The organism is Rhodococcus sp. H-CA8f (assembly GCF_002501585.1).
In the GTDB taxonomy this organism is placed as follows: Bacteria; Actinomycetota; Actinomycetes; order Mycobacteriales; family Mycobacteriaceae; genus Rhodococcus_F; species Rhodococcus_F erythropolis.
Window position 1 is genome coordinate 5,484,363 of the sequence record NZ_CP023720.1, and the last position, 19,863, is coordinate 5,504,225.

Consider the following 19,863-nt stretch of genomic DNA (forward strand, 5'->3'; position numbering starts at 1 on the left):
AGTCGACGTGTCCTTCGTCGACCAGGAGCACAGGTTCGAGGAGTGTGTCGGTAGCAGTGGCAGTGGAATCTTCGGTGCTGCTGAAGTGGTACTCCGAGACGGCTCGTGACCTGCCGTGGCGACGCGAGGGCGTCAGTGCCTGGCAGATCCTGATGAGCGAGATCATGCTCCAGCAGACGCCGGTGGTGCGCGTTGCGCCCATCTGGGAAGAGTGGGTGGAGCGCTGGCCGGTACCGTCCGCGATGGCAGCGTCGAGTCAGGCAGAAGTACTTCGCGCGTGGGGCAAACTTGGTTACCCACGACGCGCGCTTCGGTTACACGAATGCGCGGGCGTCCTGGCCGCCGAGCACGGTGACGTGGTGCCGGAAGACGTCGACACCCTGCTCTCGCTACCGGGAATCGGTTCGTACACCGCCCGCGCCGTGGCGTGCTTCGCCTACGGACAGCGAGTGCCGGTGGTGGACACCAACGTACGACGCGTAGTTGCGCGAGCCGTCCACGGCAATGCGGAACCAGGCAATCCGTCCAACACGCGAGACCTCGCCGACGTCGCGGCGCTGCTGCCACGGACACGAGCGCGCGCCGCCACCTACAGCGCCGCTCTCATGGAACTCGGTGCACTGATCTGCACTGCGCGGACGCCGAACTGCGAGAACTGCCCTTTGCCGAACTGCGCGTGGGTCGCTTCGGGCAAACCGGCACACACCGGACCGCCCAAGAAGGTGCAGAAGTTCGCGGGCACCGATCGCCAAGTTCGCGGAAAATTGATGGCCGTTCTACGCGATAGCCACCGTCCGGTCGAACGCGCGCAACTCGACATCGTCTGGCCGACCGATCCTGGTCAGCGTGACCGCGCACTACATTCCTTGTTGGTCGACGGACTGGTCGAGCAGACCGATGACGGCCTGTTTGCACTGGCTGGAGAAGGTACGCCCTAGCCCACTCGCACCGGGTCGCATGCTTCTGCTGGTTCGACGGTCTGGGGTGGTGCAACTTCAGGATCCGAACGCCGAAACGCAGCGGGAACGACGGGTACCACCGGGTCGCAAGGCGGGAGCGTCAGGATCGGTAGGGCCGCTCCGGACGGTGGCCCGCTCGTCGGGTTCGCCGGCTCGGCGCCGACGTTCGGGCGATCAGTGGACACCGCTCGCGACCCGTCCGGCGACAGAGCGATCAGCAATCCCGTCAGCATGAGCAGGAGCGGCAGCACTATCGCCGCCGCCCACCGGATTCTGTTGACGGGCTGAACAGCCGCGCCGCCAGCGGACCTGACCTCGCTCCCCCGATCGGCCGCCACCAGCGCAGCGCCTATCGCCAGTTGGGCGCGCTCGCCGAGATACAGGAAGCCGAGCCCTACCGATTCGGCGGCTTCGGCGGACAACTGCCGTGACTCTTCCTTGCCGAGCATGGCGACGAGCATCTTGGGCACGGGGTTTCGTTCAGCGACGAGCAGGTCCAATGTCGCAGCAAATGTCGAGCTGTCTGTAAGCAACTCGGCGGTTGCGTAACGGTGCGCCGAGTCCACGACGCCGGCGCTCGGATCGATGGCAGCGATCACAGTCTCACCGCCGTCCGGCCAGAACGCGAGAATCGGCGAAACACCATTCAGGGCGTCGACCGTCCGCAAGTAGGCAAGGCGAGCGTCCAGACCGTTGACCAACTCGATGTTCTCGAAAGTGCTGGAGGACAATGAACCCGGGACAAATTCGCGCACGTCCGCGCGCTCGCACATCACTCCGACGACGGTGGGGCACAGGTTCGAGCGCAGGGCCCGACCGGTGGCGACCTCGGCAGCGGAGGCGAGCGCGCGTGCCGACGCTTGCGCAGAGGGAACAGTCCCGTTCGCGCCCCACGGATGACGGAACTCGTCGATCGAGCCCAGAAGGGGTGTGTCCGCATCTACGAGAGCTGTTGAAATGGAATTGTTTTCGAATACCACGCCCAGGCTTTCACGCACTGGATCCTCCATTGACTGTTTCCAACTGGTTCTGAACTGTTTCGGGTGTTGCTATCACTGCAGGGCTGTATCAGAACGTCAGGCCACCGACCGCCATTGCGCCTGGTTCCAACTCCACGTCCACCGGCGCTCGGCCGTCGACCGTGACGCGATACGCCCCCGGCAGGAGTCCGACAAACGAGAAGCGACCCTCGAACGGTTTCACCGTCCGCGCTATCGCGTGCCCGCATTGATCGACGCCGTTGATCACCACCGCCTCCGAGATGCCCGACGTCACCAGACCTGAGATCCGTCCATCTGCCGAGACAGCTGTCCCCTGGTCTCTCCGACCACCAACAGAATTCCCTTGTGGATCACACACTCCCGGGGTGGTCGCCACCCGCACGGTGACATCGTCCGACCGCACGCGAGCCGCCCCTCGATCTGCGGTGACCAGTGCAGCAATCGGTAGACCGTCGGCGTCTTCCCGCTTTCCCGCAGTCATCGTCGCTGTCCGGGTGAAGTACCGGTCCGCTTCCAGATTGCCTATCAGGCAATGTAACCCGAACTCGTCGACACCCGAGCCGTCTCCGCAGTAGTCAGGCACGGACGGTAGAACGAAACCTCGAGGCACCGGAAGCTGCACGACCACGTCCGAGAGCGGGTTGCCCCGGACGCCGATGTCTACGACATACGTCACCGGATCACCCTCTCGGACAATGCCGTTGGACGGTCCGGTATCGAGCCCTGGACCGTCACCGGGGTCGAAGGGCGGCGCACCGTCAATCGCCGTCAACTCGACGGTGAAGGGAGAAGCGGACTCTCCCTCGGCTGCCAATCGAACATCCGACTGCATCGGTAGCGCACCGAGCGCAGCTGCGCCGACAAGTAACACTCCCGTCACCACGACTACGCCTCGCACTCTTCGGGCGCACGCTCTCGGTCGGAGTCGGACCGTAACCGCCTTCGACCACACCACTGACAGACGAGTTCTCACGACACTCCTTCGATGGCCGACCCTCGGGGCCCGGTCGGGCACTCTCGACCAGATTTGGCGAATCCCGAGCTACGTTCAATAGAAGTCGCTCGAGGGACTCGAAAGCCAATGGTGACGGCATGATTATGTGGGTGAACTTCTCTCACCCGGGGTGAAGTCGCGGGTGAATTGCCCGGGATGACACGCTCTGGATTCGCACCAGCTACGCTCCTCCCTGTAGATAGATGGATCGAGACAATCCGCCCAAATCCGCCAATTAGCGTGGGGCGTGAAAGCAGAAAGGGTCCGCGTTGATGTTCGGGAGGGACGGCCACGACTGGGCAGCTATTCCCGAAAGGCGCACTCTCACCGAGTCGATTCCTCGGCAAGCACTGTTCGCGAAACTGGATCGACGCGCCGCTCTGACCATCGTCCGTGCACCGAACGGCCACGGGAAATCGTCGTTGATCGCATCGTGGCTGCGCGCCCATCTGGCATCCGAACGAATACTCGTCTGGGTCTCGGCCCCAGAGCCCTCGTCGACACTCGAAGATTTCTGGGCCGTTGTCCTCGATCGAATCCACGCTGCCGGAATCGCACTGCCCGACGTCGACGATCTCGCCGATCCTTTCACCGCTGCCGCCAAATCCCTGAACGCCCTCAGCCGCCCCGTGCTGCTCGTGCTGATCAGGCCGGATCTGATATCGGAACCAGAGTTGGACGATCAGTTGATCGATCTCCTCACCCTCTGCCACAACCTGGACCTCGTGGTCACGCTCTCGGGATTCGGCATGTTCGCCGAGCCATACCTTCTCGACACGGATCACGAGGTCATCGGCGCCGATGAGCTGTTGTTCACGACATCCGATACCGCCCAATTGCTGGAACAGGCGGGGGTGCGCACGGCTGAAGGTGATGCAGAACAAATCACATCCCTGACGGGTGGGCTGCCCGCATTGGTTCGCGCCGCAGTCGCCGCCGTCAGGGACTCACGTAACAGCAACCGTGAGCGAGAGATCAAAACGAACACCGCGCAAGCGATAGACGATTACGTGACTGATTCCGTTCTCGCCACCACTGAGCGCCTAAAGCAACATGAGTTCCTACTCGCGACCGCCTTTGGTCGATCGATCACCGTCGGCGTCGCCACAATGCTGTTCGAGTCCCAGCGCCCTGACACTGCCGAAACCGTTCATGAGATCCGCTCGCGGCTGGTGACGCTGGAGACAGCCGGCTTGTTGTCGCGCGTCGAGGCCGAAGCCGACGAAACATGGGAATTGCCTCCCGCCATTCGACGATCGCTACTCGCGCACCACACTCGCGTGGGAATCGATCCGTCGCAACGTCTTTCATTCCTCGCTCACAATCGACTCGACAACGGTCATCACGCGTCGGCGCTGGACTACGCGGTCGAGGCACAGAACTGGACCCTGGCAGTAGACATCGTCGAACAACATTGGGTGACGATGATCGTGCATAACCTGGACTCGGTTCGCTCCGCCCTCCAACGGATTCCGGCGGAAGCTGCCGACAAGCACTCTGCCGTTGAGGCCGGGCGTGCCTTGTTCACGATGCATCCGAGCAAGCGATCCACGGTAGTCGACTTGCTACCCGAATCGCCGGCCGAACTGTGGGAACTCGGCGCCCAACCCAGCGCGAAGGACGCCTTGAGCATCGCCTGCGTTCAATCGATCATGCTCAGGATGGCCGGTGAATACGGGCTCTCGGCAGAGACCACCAGGCGGCTGTCTCACCTCAGCCGCAGTGCGCTGGAAAACAATCCGGAAGCGGTCAGCGCACAACTCCCCCTGATGCGACTTCAATGGGCGATCAATTTTCAATTGAGCGGCAGGTTCACCGAATCCACGATCAAGGCTCGAATGGCATACAACGGCGCCCTGTCTCACGGAGTCGACTTCATCGCTCGCAACTCTGCGGGTAGTGCCGCCCTGAATTGGGCTTTGGCAGGTGAGCCGCGGCAGGCCAGACACTGGTTCGAACTCGAACAGAAGCATCCTGACCCCGGGGGCTGGCTCGAACCTGTAGTCAAGATCGCCGGCTTGACGGCACGGGCTCTCGCCGCTCTCGACACACTCGACTTCGGTGACGCACGTATCGCACTGACCGAACTCGGCGTTCCGTCCGACACCGAGGAGCTATGGGCGTTCGTCGTCTATGCGCACAGCCAATTTGCCCTGACTCAGAGCAGTGCATCTTCCGCTCTGTCCCTGCTCCACAACGCGATTGGAGTGCATTCCAAGCAGTACACGGCCACGTCTTTCGCGCTTCCTCTGCTGCAATCCGCAGAAATCGATCTCCTGCTCGCACTCGGCGAGGGAAACAAGGCGACGGCTCTGGCCAAGGAAATTGCCGATCCTGCAGCCAACCCGTGGACGCTCGCGTCGGTGGCGCGTTTACGTCAGCGAATCGGCCAGAACGAGGCCGCTGTGGCGCTGTGCCATCAGTTCGACTGGTCTGGCGAATCCTATCCGCGGGCACAGATGGAATCGCTTCTGGTGCAAGCGGTTGCACACTCCGAGCTGGGTGAGCCACGCCTCGCCTCTCAGGAGTGGTCCAGAGCGTGCAGTATCGCGGACCAAACCGGACTTCTGCGTCCGTTCGCGACCATCGGATCGGCGGACGTCGAGAAACTCGAATCGATGGCAGTAACAAAATCGCGTGCACTCGCCGAGTTCTCGAAAAGTGCTCCTGCGGAATCATTTCCGGGATCCGTACGTATCGTGGAGCTGACCGAACGCGAACAGAAGGTCCTCTCCCTCCTGGCGCTCGGCATGGGATCGGCCGCGATGGCCGACAAACTCTACGTGTCCGTCAACACCGTCAAGACTCAACTGCGCACTCTCTACAAGAAGCTCGACGTACACAATCGAAACGAAGCGATCACGAAGGCACGTCAGCTGCGCCTGCTGTAGTCCCGTGTCGGATCTGATTCGGACTACATTCTGTAGGCATGAGCACCGATACCTGTGTCTTCTGCAAGATCGTCGCGCTGACCGAGCCGGCGATTCTCGTCCACGAGAGCGAGACGACTCTTGCATTTCTCGACGCCCGACCGGTGAGTCGCGGACACACACTGGTGGTCCCCAAGCGTCATGCAGAAAACCTCGATGCTCTCGAAAGCCACGAGGGCGCAGAGATGTTCCGCGTCGGCACGCTCATCGCCGGAGCTCTACGCCGCTGCGACATCGCCGCTGACGGAGTCAACTTTCTCGTCAACGACGGGCGTGCCGCGGGCCAAACCGTGTTCCACTCGCACCTCCACGTTGTCCCCCGCCATCGCGGCGACAAGGCGAAGTTCGCTGCCGGACTCCTGGCCAGGCGAGCCGTCGAACTGGAGCAGGTGGGCGCGTCGATCCGCAGTCAGCTCACCGTCTGAAGGAATTCCGTCACCACTTCGCGATAGCGCTGCGGTTGATCGTCGTGAACCAGGTGGCCTGCATCGGCAATACGTACGTACCGAGTTCCCGGTCTCTCGGCCATCTCTCGCATCTGTCCCTCGGGGGTGATGGTGAACTCTCCCTCGATCAGCAAGGTCGGCACGTCGATCGCCTGCCACTGATCCCAGAAATGCCTCGTGCCCCACTCCTCCGAGATGTCGCGGAAGGTCGACACCTCGCCGTGCAGGTACCACCCGTCGTCGCGGCGGTCGAAAGAGTCGAGAAAGTACTGGCCGGCGACGGGCCCGAAGAATTCCTTCATCGCGTCCTCGGAAGCAAACGGCTGCGGCCACGCCGAGATCATCTGAGCCCAATCCGCGGCGGTGCGTCCGCGAAAATCCGGAGCCATGTCTTCGAGGACCAGTGCACAAACCTTTTCGGGATGCGATGCGGCGAAGCACCACGCGTGCAGAGCCCCCATCGAATGGCCGATCACGATCATCGGCTCCTCGATGGACGCAACGGCAGATGCCAGGTCGTCGACGAATGCCTCGGTGGTCAGCTCTGACGGCGCGGGCCGGCCGTGACCGGCGGCGTCGAACGTGTAGACGTGGCCGAACTCGCGGATCCACGGCACCTGGCGTCGCCACGTCCTCGAGCTGCCCATGAGGCCGTGCAACAACAGAATCGGTTGTCCTGTTCCACCTTCGTCATGCAACACGAGTGTCACGGTACGCGGTGAAGGTGCGCGGGTAATGTCGCTTGCATGGCAGTCGTGAAGATCAATGCAATCGAGGTCCCCGAGGGCGCCGGCCCCGAACTGGAGAAGCGCTTCGCAGCACGCGCTCATGCAGTCGAGAACTCCCCGGGCTTTCTCGGATTCCAACTCCTCCGCCCCACCGCAGGTGAGAGCCGCTACTTCGTGGTGACGCAGTGGGAGTCCGAGCAGGCGTTCGCCGATTGGCGTGACGGCCCTGCCCGCGAAGCCCATTCCGGCGAGCGTGCGAAGCCCGTCGCTTCGGGTGCGTCGTTGCTCGAGTTCGAAGTTGTTCTGGACGTCGCCGCAAAGAGCTGATCTAGAACGATTGTGCCCGCCTTGGCGGGCACAATCGACGGTCATCTCGGCTTACGCGTTGACACGGTGCGGGCAGTAGTGCAAAAGTTCGCATGTAAACGCGATGGTCCGACAGGAATCCGGTGAAAGCCCGGAGCGGTCGCGCCACTGTAATTCGAGGTGAAGTGCCTTTTTCGGCACGACTATTTCGACAGCCAGACACTTCGGCCATCGCATGGACCTAGGGGACGCGAAAATCCCAGGAGGCTTCGATGGCTCTCGCCTATTCTCCCGATACGTCGATCGATTCGACTCGTCTTGCTTTCCTCGCCGCTGCAGTAGTTCTGTTCGCGATGCTCGCTCTCTACCTGGTCGGATTCGACCAGGGCGCTATCTCTCGCACCGGCATGTACATGCATGAATTGATGCACGACGGTCGACACTTGATGGGCCTGCCGTGCCACTAGTCGACAATTTCACGAAGCTTCTCATTCGTGGTTTGTTGGCTGGATTGATCGCAGGCATCCTTGCCGGCGGAGTTGCATTCGTGCTGGGTGAACCGCACGTCAATGCCGCCATTGCGATCGAAGAAGCCAACAGCGCCACCGGTGAGGTTGCCGGCGAAGCCGCTGGGCATTCGCACGGTGACGAAGAAGAACCACTGGTGAGCCGCGACGGGCAGCGCGCCGGGCTGTTCCTGGCCACAGCGCTGGCCGGACTGGCACTCGGGGCGATCTTCTCGGTCGTTGCCAATTACGCTCGACGACTCACCGGAATGTCCGGGCCGTTGTTGGCGATCACCATCGCCGTCGGTGGTTGGCTGGCCATCGAGGCCGTGCCCTTCTTCAAGTACCCGGCCAATCCGCCGGCCGTCGGAGATCCCGACACCATCAACCAGCGCACACTTCTGTGGCTGGCCGCCGTGATTCTCGGGCTACTGTCCGTCACCGCGGCAGCAGCGGCGGCAAAGGCAGTTTCCGGGCACGAGTTCCTCAGCGTGCGCATCGCTGCTCCGGTGGCTGCGTTCCTGGTGATCGCCACGATCGGTTACGTCTCGCTTCCCGGCATCAACGAGGTGGGCGAGGACTTCCCGGCAACTCTGCTGTGGGAGTTCCGACTTTCCTCGCTCGCTACGCAGGCGACGCTCTGGCTCGTACTCGGGTTGGCATTCGCCTTCCTCACCGAGCGCGCGACCAAGAACACCGAAGTAGCAAAGAAGTACGCCCTTCGCTGAACCTGCTGTGCGCCTTTATTAACCGCGGGCGGTTAATAAAGGCGCACAGCAGTTCTATTTCAGCTCAGGTGATGCACTTCCTGCAGTCCGTACACCGGCGTCGGGATGCCCTCGTAACGCGCCTTCAACTGCAACGCCAAGTACAGCGAGTAGTGGCGCGACTGGTGCAGATTGCCTCCGTGGAACCACAGCGCTTCCTGCTGCGTCGGCTTCCACATGTTGCGCTGCTCGCCTTCCCACGGTCCCGGATCCTTGGTGGTGTTCGACCCCAGGCCCCACACCTTGCCGACCTTGTCGGCGGTGTCCTGACCGATCAGATCCGCCACCCAGCCGTTCATCGAGCCGTAACCCGTCGCGTAGACCACCACGTCGGCAGGCAATTCCGTACCGTCTTCGAGGATCACGCTGTTCTCGGTCAGCTCACGAATGTTGCCGTGCGCGAGCTTGATGTCTCCATTGGCAACCAGTTCGGCCGCGCCGACGTCGATGTAGTACCCCGAGCCGCGGCGTAGGTACTTCATGAACAGACCTGAACCGTCGTCGCCCCAGTCGTGCTCGAAGCCCGCCTTCTCGAGGCGATCGTAGAAATCCTTGTCGCGCTCACGGATTGCGTCGTACACCGGGATCTGGAACTCGTGCATGATTCGGTACGGCAGCGAACCGAACGTGAGGTCTGCCTTGTGTGTCGTCATGCCCGCGGCCAGTGCACGCTCCGAGTACAGATCACCCAAGCCCAAATCCATCAGCGAATCCGACTTCACGATGTGCGTCGAGCTGCGCTGCACCATCGTGACGTCGATGCCGTTCTCCCACAGTGCACCGCAGATGTCGTGCGAGGAGTTATTGGCCCCGATCACGACGACCTTCTTGCCCACGTACTGATCCGGGCCGGGGTGCTTGCTCGAGTGGTGCTGATCGCCGAGGAACTTGTCCTGCCCGGGGAACGTCGGAACGTTGGCCTTGCCGGACATACCCGTCGCCATCACCAACTGCTTGGGACGCAACGTCAGCTTCTCGCCGTTGCGGTTGACCTCGACGGTCCATTCCTGGGTCTTCTCGTCGAACGACGCAGAGGTGCAGGTCGTGGAACTCCAGTACGGAACCTCCATGACCTTGGTGTACATCTCGAGCCAGTCGCCGATCTTGTCCTTGGGCGCGAACACCGGCCAGTTGTCGGGGAACGGCATGTATGGCAGGTGGTCGTACCAAACCGGGTCGTGCAGGCACAGGGACTTGTAGCGTCCGCGCCACTGATCACCCGGCCGCTCGTGGCTGTCGATCACGATGGCCGGAACTCCGAGTTGGCGCATCCGGGCACCGAGGGCGATGCCTCCCTGTCCGCCGCCGACGATCACGACGTAAGGCTGTGTGGTGTAACCGAGTTCGCGATCCTCGATCTCCTTCTGCTCGGCCCACGTGATGCGGTTCGGGTCTGCTCCGTGCTTGGCTCCACGAGGCCGGCGAGTGCCCTTACCTTCTTCGTGTCCCTTCAATTCCTGCAACGACGTCAGCAGGGTCCAACCTTCATCTCCTTTCAAACGAAGGTGCCCGTGCGCGCGACCGGTTGCAGTCTCGAATTCGATCCAGGCCGACGTGACGCCGTCGGCTTCGTCGGGTGTCTCGGTGGTCCGGAATCCCGAAGGATCGGTGTCGTCGAGACGCTCGGAGAGCATGTCGGCAATCTGCTCGCGACCTTCGACGGTCTTGATGTTCCAGGTGAACGACACCAAGTCGCGCCAGAAGCTGTCGAGTGCAAATTTGCCTGCCACACGCTCGATGTCACGAGCCGCGAGGGCCGACTCGAAATCCGCCAGCCAGGCGTCGACGCGTTCCTGAGGTGTCACCGCCGTCAACTTCACCTCGGGGGTGACTGCGGAATCGATGGTTTGCGTCATCACTTCTCCTTGTTTGTGAATGTGACACACAGCACATCCCATAAGTGGCCCCGGTCACAAGCGTTGCAGTCTGTTGCAATCAGCGGGCGCGGTGTCGCCGCCCGATACCGGTTACCCGCACCGATGTGCGGGCAACCGACTCACCCCTCAGCAGGCTTGAATTTGCCGAGTCCCAGCGACTGAAATCCCACGACGTAGAACAGCGTCCACAACACCGCCCAGTCCACGAAACCCAGTGCATTGCCGTGCAATCCGTCGACAACTGCCGGCTCGTGAAGAATGTGCTCTGCCGCAAAGCGGTAATAGAACAAGAATGTGACCACCGCGAGCGCAAACGTGAGCAGCGCGCGGATCGCCAGATTGACCCCGTCCGAAAAGCCCGTGGGCTTGTTACCGAAGGCGTTGGCCCAGAAGATCATCCAGAAGGCCCAGCACACACCGAGCTGCGCCGGGAACTGATGGACCACACCACCCAACTCGGCAACGGCATCGCTTCCCACAAGTGCCTTCACCACTGGAAGCGCCACGAAGTACAAGCCGGTTCCGACGGCGAAGTTACCGATCGTGGCTGCGAGCGCCGTCTTACCCCCGCCGCCGAACAGTCGCCACGGCCAGTTGTCGAGCGTCTGGCCAGTCAGGATCACGACCACCACGACGCAGTAGAACCACCCGAGTACGGTGTCGACGGTCATCAACGGATCCGTGGCGGACAGCGACACGGACGGCAGACCGAACACGAAGTACAGCGCCAGCGTCGGGACGGCGACAAACGCGATCTCACACAAACCCACCAACGGCTGCTTCATCCCTAGGGAAGTCCACGGCCAATGCTGCCAGTTCAGGACCACCATCACCCAGGTCCCGAAGCCGAAGAGCACGAACAGCGCACCCGCGAAATATCCGAGGCCGCCCTCACGATCGGCCGCGAAATCCGGGTACAAACTCCCCAAGCCGTTTGCCAGGAGCCACGTCACCACGACGGCGAAGACCGCGGTCGCGACCATGATCGCCAAGCCTTTCGCCGGCTGCGGGAGTCGATCGAAGCCGGCGAACTCGCAATTGAAGCCGATGAACACAACAAAAAGGATTGCCCAGAAAAGCGCCGCGTTGAACGGCAGAGGATAGAAACTCCAGGGACTGGTGGTCGGATCGGCCAGAAGGTACCAACTCGCCACGGCCAGCACGAGAACGATCACGAGGTTCGCGATCCCGAACCCGATCCAGCGGCGTGACGGTTGTCGGCTCGGCGTGGCCGGTTCCGTGGGTGTGTCGACTGTAGCGGTCATGTGCCCTCTCCCAGATTGTCTCGCAAGATGATTCGCGAAGTGGTGGCGCAACTATGGAACCGTCGCGCGGGGTACCGGGAGGGTTGCCGAGGGTTGCAACTGCTGTCCGATTTTCCGGAATTGCAACACGGTGCAACCCTTCCGCATTGTGGTCGCCGTCACATACAAATCACTCACCGGTTCACAACCGACTGGTTCACTGCTTACGAGGAGATCTGCATGAGCATCACGGGCAAGGTAGTACTGGTCACCGGCGCCGGCCAAGGAATCGGACGCGGAATCGCTCTCCGCCTCGCCCACGACGGCGCCGACATCGCGTTGGTCGACCTCGACCAGACCAAGCTGGATGCGGTTGCCGACGAGATCAGACAGATCGGTCGTCGTGCGACGACGTTTATCGCCGATGTCAGCGATCGCGCGCAGGTTCACGCCGCAGTCGAACACGCGCACAGTGAGTTGAGCGGATTCGACGTCATCGTCAACAACGCGGGAATCGCTCTCGTCGGCCCGATCTCCGATGCGACGCCGGAAGAGGTCTCCAAGATCTGGAGCGTCAACGTCGACGGTGTCCTGTGGGGAATTCAAGCCGCAGCGGCAAAGTTCCAGGCGCTCGGTCAGCGCGGAAAGATCATCAACGCGTCGTCCATCGCCGGTCATGACGGGTTCGCCATGTTAGGTGTTTACAGCGCAACAAAATTCGCGGTCAGGGCCCTCACTCAGGCTGCGGCCAAGGAATACGCGACCGACGGAATCACCGTCAACGCGTACTGCCCCGGCGTCGTGGGCACCGACATGTGGGTGACGATCGACAAGAGGTTCGCCGAGTTGACCGGTGCGCCAGAGGGCGCCACCTACGAGAAGTTCGTCGGCGGAATTGCGCTGGGTCGAGCTGAAACCCCCGACGACGTAGCCGGTTTCGTCTCTTACCTCGCTGGGCCCGATTCCGACTACATGACCGGGCAGGCCGGTCTCATCGACGGCGGTCTCGTCTACCGCTGACCGAGGTGTCTTCACTGAAAGCGGCGTCTTCGCCGAAAGCGGTGTCTTCACTGAAAGCGGTGTCTTCACTGAAAAAGCGGTTGCCAGAGCCTGCGATGCCGCCCGGCGAGGATCCTCGCGACTACGCGAGGACCCTCGCCGCGGTGTACGACGCGACGATGGCCGGAGACCGCGCACCGGCCCGCCCGAGGGACGTGGTTCGCCAATCGTGGCAGCGCCTGCGCGAACTCGGTATCGATCCCGAGCACAGCCGGGTCGAACCGTCGATGGACGTCGCCGAACTCGATCTCCGTCGTCGTGAGTCCGGACTGTACGACGTGCTCGACGACGTGACACGCGGACTCGAATCGGTCACCGCGAGCGGTGAGAACATCATGGTCGTCGCAGATCTTCGCGGAACTGTACTGTGGCGCAGCGGTTCCCATCGCGTACTGGACCAAGCTGCGCGTCTGGGATTTGTCGAAGGGGCGAACTGGGCGGAGGACAGCGTCGGCACCAATGCCATCGGAACGGCATTGGTGTCACGACAGGCGGTTCAGATCTTCTCGGCGGAACACTATGCGCGCAGCCATCATCCGTGGACGTGTGCGGGGGCGCCCATCCGTGATCCGCGGGACGACCGTGTCATCGGCGTCGTCGACATCAGTGGTCCTGCCAAGACCGTCCATCCCACGACGCTCGCCCTGGTCGACGCCGTCGCACGCCTCGCTCAATCACACCTGCGCGACAAGCATCGGGACAATCTCGATCAACTACGTTCTGTTGCAGGGCCGATGCTTGCACGAAGCGGATCACCCGCATTGGTGATCGACACCCACGGATGGGTCGCAGCGGTCGACGCGCTACCTCATCGCTCGCGCGTGCTGCTCCCCGCAGCTTTGGCTCCCGGCAGGACATGGTTCCCGGCACTGGGCCTGTGCGAACTGGATCCGCTTCCCGGCGGGTGGCTGGTTAGACCGATCACCACCGGCGAGAGAATCAGCGCGCCCACGGTACATATCGATCTGCGCGATTCCGAGAACATGTCGGTGACCGTCACGTCGGGTTTCGGCGAATGGGCATACGCCCCCACCCAACGACACGCGGAGATTCTGTTCCTCCTCGGATCCGAGAGACGGGGACTGACTGCATCGCGGTTGGCGCAAGATCTGTTCGGCGACCCGGCCCGCACGGTGACCGCGCGGGCCGAGATGTCGCGTCTGCGAAAGAACCTCGCCGGAGTTGTTGCAGCGCAGCCGTACCGGTTCGTCGATGCAGCGCACGTGACGTTGTCCTGCCCCGTGAACGGCGCACATCTGTTGCCGTTTTCGAACGCCCCGGCTGTGCGTGCCGCTCGCCTTACTCAGGCCGGTTCGGAGGCCTGAGTGAGCAACTGCAGAAACACCTCTTCGGGCTGAGCGCCGGACACGGCAACCGCACGGTTCGCGACAAAGAACGGAACGCCGCTGACCTGCAGTTGGCGGGCCATGGAGAGATCTTCGCGGACAGCCTCCGCTGCGGCATCGGAGCCCAGTTGCTCGCGCACGACATCGGCGTCGAGGCCGACGCTCACGGCCAGCTCGACCAGCACCTCACGGTCGTCGATCACCTTGCCGTCGCTGAAGTGCGCTTTGAACAGCGCTTCGAGGAGTTCGTTCTGCCGCTCACCCGCGAGATGCAGCAACCTGTGCGCATCAAAGGTATTGGCGGCGATCACGGTTTCGAAGTCCAAGGTCAACCCGACCTCGGCGGCCGTCGCGCTGACGTGGGCGAACATCTGACGTACCTGATCAGGCGCCATCCCCTTCATCTCGACCAAGGCGTCGAGTTCGGTTCGGCCCTCTCCCACCGGGGTCTCCGGAGCGAGCTGGTACGAGCGCCAGATGACGTTGACGCGGTCCTTGTTCTCGAAACGATCCAGCGCCGAGAGGAACCTGGTCTTTCCGATGTAGCACCACGGACAAGCGACGTCCGACCACACTTCGATGGTCACGTCTTGGTCAATCACGATTTGATCAGTCACCGAAGGTGCAACAACGAACAGGGTCGGGATTAGTCCCGAGTCACGTCACAAGGCCACACCGGAACGCGATCAACGATGCACTCACGCGGTTGGGCACACCCAGCTTGCCGAACAGCGAAGATATATGCGTCTTGACGGTGGTCTCACCGAGGTACAGCCGCTCCGCGATGACGCTGTTGGCCGCGCCTGTCGCCAGGATTGTCAGCACTTCACGCTCACGCTCGGTGAGCGAAGCGAGCGGAGTCTGATCGGGCGCTTGCCGACGCGGCGACGAGGCCACGATGGCGCGCAGAGAATCGCAACTGAACAACGAGTGGTCCGACGCCACTACCCGCACTGCCTGCTGGAACGCCTGCGGAGCTGCATCCTTGCTCAGGAAACTGTGCGCGCCCGCCTCGACTGCCTGCACAACCATGTCGTCGACGTCGAAGGCGGTCATGGCAATGACCTTCGGTGGATTGCCCATGGTCATCAATTCACGCGTGGCCTCCAAGCCACCGACCCGTGCCATCTTCAGATCCATCAGCACCACGTGGGGACGAAAACGAGTGACCTTGGCTGCGACCTGATCGCCGTCCTCGGCCTCGGCAACCACCACGATGTCCGGCGCTGCTTCCAGGATGTCCTTCATCCCGCGCCGAACCCACGCGTCGTTGTCGACGATCAAAACTGTGATGCGCGAGTCAGCGTCCATAGTGCGCTCAGATTACCCAGAGCCCCCGACAGTTAGAGGTCGGGAGGGCTACGACGACCAGGGCACCCAGCAACTGACGAGGAAATCGTCCCCCAACGCGCCTGCCTCCACCTTGCCGCCGATCTCTCGCGCCTGTTCGGCCAACCCGCGTAGGCCGGATCGTGAACCGATTGACGTCATGGGTGCAAGCTCGCTCAGTTTGTTGCGTGCGAGGATGCGGATTCCGTCGTGCGGCGACCCGGTCACGGAAATGACGAGCATTTGGTCGCTCGCGTACTTCTGGACGTTGGTCAACGATTCCTGAACGACGCGATAACAGACATGCCCCGCCAACATTCCGACATCACCCGGGAGCAACTCGGATTCGAGACGGCAGTGGATGCCTGCCGCGCGTGCACTGTTGACCAGGTCACCGATCGCGTCGATCCCCTGGTGCCCACCGTGTTCGCGGCGATCACCGCTTCCCCTGAGCACTCCGACGATTCCCTTCAATTCGTCCAAAGCCTCGTGCGCGGTGGTTCTGATCATCGCTGCGGTGTTGACGACCTTCTCGGGATTGTCTGCCGCGCTGACCTGCAACCCGCCGGCGAACAACGAGATCCGGCTCAAACTGGCCGCGATCGTGTCGTGCATGTCTCGAGCGATCCGCGTTCGTTCCTCGGTGCGAATCATCTCGTCGCGCATCACGTCGGTTTTCTCGGTGGCCAGATCCCGTACGTGCTCTGCCTCGACGAGTTCGGTTCTGGTCCGAATCAGGAGCGAGAGCGCCACGACAATGCCGACCATGACGGCAGCGACGAGCCACGGGATCCAGATGGCGACGTCGTATTGAACAACCACCGAACCGTCTTTGGGTTTCGCGGTGCCCATCGTGAGAACGGAGTACTCACGATTTCGAAAAGCGTCGTAGGTCAACGAAATTCCGCACACGACGAAGACAGCTGCCGCGGCTGCTGCAAGCCGAGGCCCACGCGCGATCCGAGCAACGGCGAACAACGCGATGAGCGCCGCCGTCGCATCGGTGGGGAAGAACAGCGGGCCGACCAGCGTGATCGCCAGAACCACCCAGGGATGTTGATGGCGCCAGACAAGCGATATCCCACCGGCCACGCCCAGGACGAACCCGATCCCGACCAATACCGGTGGCATATTTCCCGACGCGCCTGCGATGCCCACCGTCATGAAGGAACAGAAAAGGCTGAACGCGACGGCGGCGGTAGTCCATACGCGTCGTCGCACAACGGTTCCTTTGGTGGTGATCACCGAGCAAGCGTATCCACCGCCACCGACGCCTCGAATCAGCCGAACGGGTGGACGAACCGTCAAGCTCCGACCGAAAGGATGAGGCTCCCCGATCTTTCGACCGAAGCGGTGAGCGGTCCCCACATCGTTGACTTGTGCCATACCAACTCTCGAAAGGCGCACATCATGCGATCACTCCGTACTCCCCTCGCCCTCCTCGCCGTCGGCGCAGCCCTGTTCGCAACCATCGCCTCTGGCGAGACCGACGAAGCGAAGAAGGTCGACGACAACGGTTCTTCCGCCGCACCCGCGGCTGCCTTCGGCATCGGTGACGTCGTCGAACTGGGCGACTGGCGCGTCCAGGTACACGGCGTTGTCGATCCCTATGTCTCGACCAATCAGTTCATCACCGCGGATCCCGGAAACCGCTACGTCGTGGTCGACACCGAGGTCACCAACAACAGCGACAAGCCGTCGACTGTGTCATCGATGATGTGCTTCGAACTGCAGGACTCGACCAACAAGTCGTACAACATCACGTTCACCGACAGCAGCACGTCGAGTGTCGACGGAGAGCTTGCGCCGGGTGCAGCCAAGCGAGGCGAATTGGCGTACGAGGTCCCCGAAGCCGCCACCGGTCTTCGCCTTCAGTTCAAGTGCGACCTGTTCTCGTCCGGCTCGGCAACCATCAACCTGTCGTGAACCGCCCGGGCGATCTGCTGCTGAGTCCGTGGGCGCTGGTCTCGGTGGCCGTCATCTTGGTCAACGACCACGTACTCAAAGGGGCATTCGGGAACACGATGACGGGCAAGCTGTCCGACGTCGCCGGCGTGTTCCTGTTTCCCTTGCTCCTGCTCTCGGTTCTCGAGGTGCTCAGACGAAAGCTGGCGGGGCGAGCAGCGATCGCCTGGTCCATCGCGGTCACGGGCATCGGCTTCGCCGCGGTGAAGACGGTCTCGCCGATCGGCGACGCGTACGAGTGGGTGATCGGGTTTTTCCGCTGGACCGCAGGAGGATTCCGCGGCGAGCTCTTGCCGATCGTGGTCTTTCGTGATCCCTCGGATCTGTGGGTGCTCCCGATATTGTTCGCAAGCTACCTGGTCGTCACACACAACCGCACTCGGGCGCCGCAGGGGGCGCCCGAGCACGAGGTGATCAGTCCAGTGCCGCATCCAACGTGATGTCGACGCCGGTCAGCGCCTTGCTGATCGGGCACGTTTCCTTGGCCGCCTGGGCAACCTTGGCAAAACCGTCGGCGTCGAGGCCGTCGACCTCGGCGCGAACGGTGAGCTTGATTCCGGTGAGCTTGAAGCCGACCGTGTCGGGGCCCAGCGACACGTCTGCGGTGATGTCGAGGCTCTGCGGAGTTCCGCCGGCCTCGGCGATCAGTGCCGACAACTGCATCGCGTAGCAGGACGAATGTGCCGCGGCGATCAGTTCTTCGGGGCTGGTGGTTCCGCCGGCTTCCTCAGCTGCGCGCTTGGGGAACGACACATCGAAGGTCGCGACACCCGAGCTGGTGAGTTCGACCTGTCCCGACCCGGCTTCGAGGGTGCCGTTCCAGGCGGTGCGTGCGGTACGAGTTGGCATTGCTGTCCCTACTTCCGTCTTCACATGATTCGGTGAACGCCTTGCGATCACGAACCTACCCGCGATACGTGAAGTCACACCTACTGTTTCGGACTGCGCTACCCCAGGAGAGTCGCGGTCAGCAATTTCTCGACGCGTGCTTGCGCGGAGTTCTCCGAGGAAAAGTGCACGATCCTGCCGATGTCGAAGACCAGACCGAGCGCCGCGTGGACGAGGAACCGCGCTTGGACGATCGTCAACTCCGGCCGCGCCTCGACGCACAAGTGCGCCCACTCCTCCACGTTGAGCCGCTGGATGTTCCGCAACTCGGTCCGCGACCGGTCCGGCAAGCTGCCGATCTCGGCGAAATAGACTGCCAACAGTTCGCTTCTGCCGAACGACACCTCGACGTACATCTTGGCCAATGTCTCTACGGCCGCGAGTGGTGTCTCCGACTCCGCCAACGCCGAACCCAACGTCATCGTCAGGCGATCGGACGCCCGATAGAAAGCCGCGGCGAGTAGATCGGCTTTGCTCGCGAAGTGCCGGTACACGCTCGACGCGTTGATACCCGCTGCAGCGCCGATCTCCTCGATACTCACGTCGTGATAGCCGCGCTGATCGAACAGCAATACGGCTTCCTGAAGCAGCACTTCACGTTTCGATGTCCGAGCAAGACCGGGTTTGCGTTCGGGCGCCGCTTTCTTCCCGCTGTCCTTCGCACCAACGGGCAACTCGACGCCGATGACCGACCAACAAGCTGCGAGAATCAACGATTCGATCTGCTTGGCGGACAACGCCGATCGATGACCGGTGATACTGGCGATCACGCTGAGCACAGCCGGTGCGATCAGCTCGACGTCGGCCGGGTCCAGTTCCGGGCGCACTGCGGCCAACGGCCCGGCAATCCGAAGATTGAGCGTGCGCATTCCCTCCCGCAATTGCTCACGATCCTCGTCGACCAGGTACCGGCCCTCCCAACGGTAGAGCCCTCCCCTACGCCGATTCTCGATCGTCGCGCGGATGACCCCCACCATGGTGGAGTTCAACTGCTCGCGTGGATCGTCGTTTCCGTGTACCGCGGGATCGCTGGCATCCAGCAACGCCTGGGTCAGGTTGTTCACGGTGTAGACGAACAGCGCGTATTTCGTGGGGAAATGACGATAGAGGGCCGGTCCGGAGATTCCGACCTTCGCTGCGATCTCGTCGATGCCGACCGCGTGGTAGCCACGTTCACTGAATGCCTCCGCGGCAGCGGCCGCGATTTGGGCCTTCCGATTCTTCGGACGCGTTCGTGGTGCAGAGCCACTGCCGCTCACGGAGACGCGTGTCTGTCCGGGCACCTGACCCTCCACTTCCGTTGCTTTCGTCCACTGCCTTCGTCCGCTGCACCGCATTTCTACGGGCGCGAGTCCGAACGGACCATGTTAACCGTCGCGAAGGTCGCAATTCGCGCCCGGTACGGCTTCACCCGAAACCCTACAACGCGGCTGTCACGGCGGACGGATTCCGGAAAAAGAGTCTTGACACCCGCTCTCACACCGGTGTTATGTTAGTGATGATTCGCACAAACTTGCA

20 protein-coding genes and 1 riboswitch are annotated in these 19,863 nt (G+C 62.3%); of the genes, 10 read left to right on the forward strand and 10 right to left on the reverse strand.

The genetic code is table 11. From position 1 onward, the window contains the following. Positions 1-56: 56 nt before the first annotated feature. Positions 57-938, forward strand: a complete 882-nt coding sequence (locus CPI83_RS25495; RefSeq protein ID WP_029254426.1) for an A/G-specific adenine glycosylase — start codon at positions 57-59, stop codon at positions 936-938. Here the strand turns inward: CPI83_RS25495 and CPI83_RS25500 are convergent. Both CPI83_RS25500 and CPI83_RS25505 read right to left on the reverse strand, forming a co-directional pair. Next, positions 935-1,957 (reverse strand): hypothetical protein, encoded by a 1,023-nt coding sequence (locus CPI83_RS25500; RefSeq protein ID WP_232816806.1) that lies wholly within the window; start codon positions 1,955-1,957, stop codon positions 935-937. The genes CPI83_RS25495 and CPI83_RS25500 overlap by 4 nt on opposite strands. A gap of 70 nt (positions 1,958-2,027) precedes the next feature. Beyond that, positions 2,028-2,840 carry a hypothetical protein gene (locus tag CPI83_RS25505; protein ID WP_232816807.1) on the reverse strand — a complete coding sequence of 271 codons (813 nt, stop codon included), beginning with the start codon at positions 2,838-2,840 and terminating at the stop codon, positions 2,028-2,030. 386 nt (positions 2,841-3,226) lie between these two features. Here CPI83_RS25505 and CPI83_RS25510 point away from each other — a divergent pair, with 386 nt between their 5' ends. After that, complete coding sequence (locus CPI83_RS25510) at positions 3,227-5,845, forward strand: LuxR C-terminal-related transcriptional regulator (RefSeq protein ID WP_097387913.1); 2,619 nt, start codon at positions 3,227-3,229, stop codon at positions 5,843-5,845. Between the two features lie 38 nt (positions 5,846-5,883). Continuing rightward, the gene (locus tag CPI83_RS25515) at positions 5,884-6,309 is read left to right on the forward strand and encodes an HIT domain-containing protein (RefSeq protein ID WP_019746817.1); all 426 of its coding nucleotides are present in this window, start codon (positions 5,884-5,886) and stop codon (positions 6,307-6,309) included. Here the strand turns inward: CPI83_RS25515 and CPI83_RS25520 are convergent. Next, complete coding sequence (locus CPI83_RS25520) at positions 6,294-7,031, reverse strand: alpha/beta hydrolase (protein WP_097388251.1); 738 nt, start codon at positions 7,029-7,031, stop codon at positions 6,294-6,296. The genes CPI83_RS25515 and CPI83_RS25520 overlap by 16 nt on opposite strands. Before the next feature lie 45 nt (positions 7,032-7,076). Here CPI83_RS25520 and mhuD point away from each other — a divergent pair, with 45 nt between their 5' ends. From mhuD to CPI83_RS25535, 3 genes are all read left to right on the forward strand, one after another. Continuing rightward, positions 7,077-7,385, forward strand: a complete 309-nt coding sequence (gene mhuD / locus CPI83_RS25525; RefSeq protein ID WP_007726927.1) for a mycobilin-forming heme oxygenase MhuD — start codon at positions 7,077-7,079, stop codon at positions 7,383-7,385. Positions 7,386-7,472: 87 nt separating this feature from the next. Then, positions 7,473-7,612, forward strand: a riboswitch (cobalamin riboswitch). A gap of 24 nt (positions 7,613-7,636) precedes the next feature. Next, entirely contained in the window at positions 7,637-7,831 is a 195-nt protein-coding gene (locus CPI83_RS25530) for a CbtB domain-containing protein (protein WP_003945915.1), read from the forward strand. After that, positions 7,822-8,598: a CbtA family protein gene (locus CPI83_RS25535; protein WP_019746815.1), complete on the forward strand. Its 777-nt coding sequence runs from the start codon at positions 7,822-7,824 to the stop codon at positions 8,596-8,598. The genes CPI83_RS25530 and CPI83_RS25535 overlap by 10 nt, the downstream gene beginning before the upstream one ends. 59 nt (positions 8,599-8,657) lie before the next feature. Here the strand turns inward: CPI83_RS25535 and CPI83_RS25540 are convergent, their stop codons facing one another. Beyond that, positions 8,658-10,493 carry an NAD(P)/FAD-dependent oxidoreductase gene (locus CPI83_RS25540; protein WP_020968370.1) on the reverse strand — a complete coding sequence of 612 codons (1,836 nt, stop codon included), beginning with the start codon at positions 10,491-10,493 and terminating at the stop codon, positions 8,658-8,660. A gap of 140 nt (positions 10,494-10,633) precedes the next feature. Next, complete coding sequence (locus tag CPI83_RS25545; RefSeq protein ID WP_021332348.1) at positions 10,634-11,779, reverse strand: hypothetical protein; 1,146 nt, start codon at positions 11,777-11,779, stop codon at positions 10,634-10,636. Between the two features lie 219 nt (positions 11,780-11,998). On the opposite strand from CPI83_RS25545, the gene CPI83_RS25550 reads away from it, so the two are divergent. Then, positions 11,999-12,778, forward strand: a complete 780-nt coding sequence (locus CPI83_RS25550) for an acetoin reductase (RefSeq protein WP_080909047.1) — start codon at positions 11,999-12,001, stop codon at positions 12,776-12,778. A 95-nt stretch (positions 12,779-12,873) separates the two neighbouring features. Then, complete coding sequence (locus tag CPI83_RS25555; protein WP_021342794.1) at positions 12,874-14,142, forward strand: GAF domain-containing protein; 1,269 nt, start codon at positions 12,874-12,876, stop codon at positions 14,140-14,142. On the opposite strand, the gene CPI83_RS25560 is transcribed toward CPI83_RS25555, so the two are convergent. From CPI83_RS25560 to CPI83_RS25570, 3 genes are read right to left on the reverse strand one after another with little or no spacing between them, the layout of a single operon-like run. Beyond that, on the reverse strand, positions 14,121-14,765 hold the full coding sequence (locus tag CPI83_RS25560) for a DsbA family oxidoreductase (RefSeq protein WP_232816808.1): 645 nt from the start codon (positions 14,763-14,765) through the stop codon (positions 14,121-14,123). The two genes, CPI83_RS25555 and CPI83_RS25560, sit on opposite strands and share 22 nt — an antisense overlap. A 55-nt stretch (positions 14,766-14,820) precedes the next feature. Continuing rightward, positions 14,821-15,474 carry a response regulator transcription factor gene (locus CPI83_RS25565; RefSeq protein WP_097387914.1) on the reverse strand — a complete coding sequence of 218 codons (654 nt, stop codon included), beginning with the start codon at positions 15,472-15,474 and terminating at the stop codon, positions 14,821-14,823. A gap of 48 nt (positions 15,475-15,522) precedes the next feature. After that, a complete protein-coding gene (locus tag CPI83_RS25570) occupies positions 15,523-16,878 on the reverse strand; it encodes a histidine kinase (protein WP_021342791.1) in 1,356 nt (451 codons plus the stop codon). Positions 16,879-16,902: 24 nt separating this feature from the next. Between CPI83_RS25570 and CPI83_RS25575 the strand changes: the two genes are divergently transcribed. Continuing rightward, positions 16,903-17,418: a DUF4352 domain-containing protein gene (locus tag CPI83_RS25575; protein ID WP_019746807.1), complete on the forward strand. Its 516-nt coding sequence runs from the start codon at positions 16,903-16,905 to the stop codon at positions 17,416-17,418. Next, entirely contained in the window at positions 17,415-17,897 is a 483-nt protein-coding gene (locus tag CPI83_RS25580; protein ID WP_020906087.1) for a hypothetical protein, read from the forward strand. Before CPI83_RS25575 ends, CPI83_RS25580 begins: the two co-directional genes overlap by 4 nt. Here CPI83_RS25580 and CPI83_RS25585 read toward each other — a convergent pair. Together CPI83_RS25585 and CPI83_RS25590 are read right to left on the reverse strand one after the other, a co-directional pair. Next, a complete protein-coding gene (locus CPI83_RS25585) occupies positions 17,872-18,306 on the reverse strand; it encodes an OsmC family protein (RefSeq protein ID WP_003945839.1) in 435 nt (144 codons plus the stop codon). The genes CPI83_RS25580 and CPI83_RS25585 overlap by 26 nt on opposite strands. A gap of 98 nt (positions 18,307-18,404) precedes the next feature. Further along, positions 18,405-19,628 (reverse strand): TetR/AcrR family transcriptional regulator, encoded by a 1,224-nt coding sequence (locus tag CPI83_RS25590; RefSeq protein ID WP_050768644.1) that lies wholly within the window; start codon positions 19,626-19,628, stop codon positions 18,405-18,407. Between the last annotated feature and the right edge of the window lie 235 nt (positions 19,629-19,863).

Coding starts and splice junctions, on each gene's coding strand:
- CPI83_RS25510 (WP_097387913.1), top strand. CDS start 3,227: ATGTTCGGGAGGGACGGCCACGACTGGGCAGCTATTCCCGAAAGGCGC.
- CPI83_RS25515 (WP_019746817.1), top strand. CDS start 5,884: ATGAGCACCGATACCTGTGTCTTCTGCAAGATCGTCGCGCTGACCGAG.
- mhuD (WP_007726927.1), top strand. CDS start 7,077: ATGGCAGTCGTGAAGATCAATGCAATCGAGGTCCCCGAGGGCGCCGGC.
- CPI83_RS25530 (WP_003945915.1), top strand. CDS start 7,637: ATGGCTCTCGCCTATTCTCCCGATACGTCGATCGATTCGACTCGTCTT.
- CPI83_RS25540 (WP_020968370.1), bottom strand. CDS start 10,493: ATGACGCAAACCATCGATTCCGCAGTCACCCCCGAGGTGAAGTTGACG.
- CPI83_RS25545 (WP_021332348.1), bottom strand. CDS start 11,779: ATGACCGCTACAGTCGACACACCCACGGAACCGGCCACGCCGAGCCGA.
- CPI83_RS25550 (WP_080909047.1), top strand. CDS start 11,999: ATGAGCATCACGGGCAAGGTAGTACTGGTCACCGGCGCCGGCCAAGGA.
- CPI83_RS25555 (WP_021342794.1), top strand. CDS start 12,874: ATGCCGCCCGGCGAGGATCCTCGCGACTACGCGAGGACCCTCGCCGCG.
- CPI83_RS25565 (WP_097387914.1), bottom strand. CDS start 15,474: ATGGACGCTGACTCGCGCATCACAGTTTTGATCGTCGACAACGACGCG.
- CPI83_RS25570 (WP_021342791.1), bottom strand. CDS start 16,878: ATGGCACAAGTCAACGATGTGGGGACCGCTCACCGCTTCGGTCGAAAG.
- CPI83_RS25575 (WP_019746807.1), top strand. CDS start 16,903: ATGCGATCACTCCGTACTCCCCTCGCCCTCCTCGCCGTCGGCGCAGCC.
- CPI83_RS25585 (WP_003945839.1), bottom strand. CDS start 18,306: ATGCCAACTCGTACCGCACGCACCGCCTGGAACGGCACCCTCGAAGCC.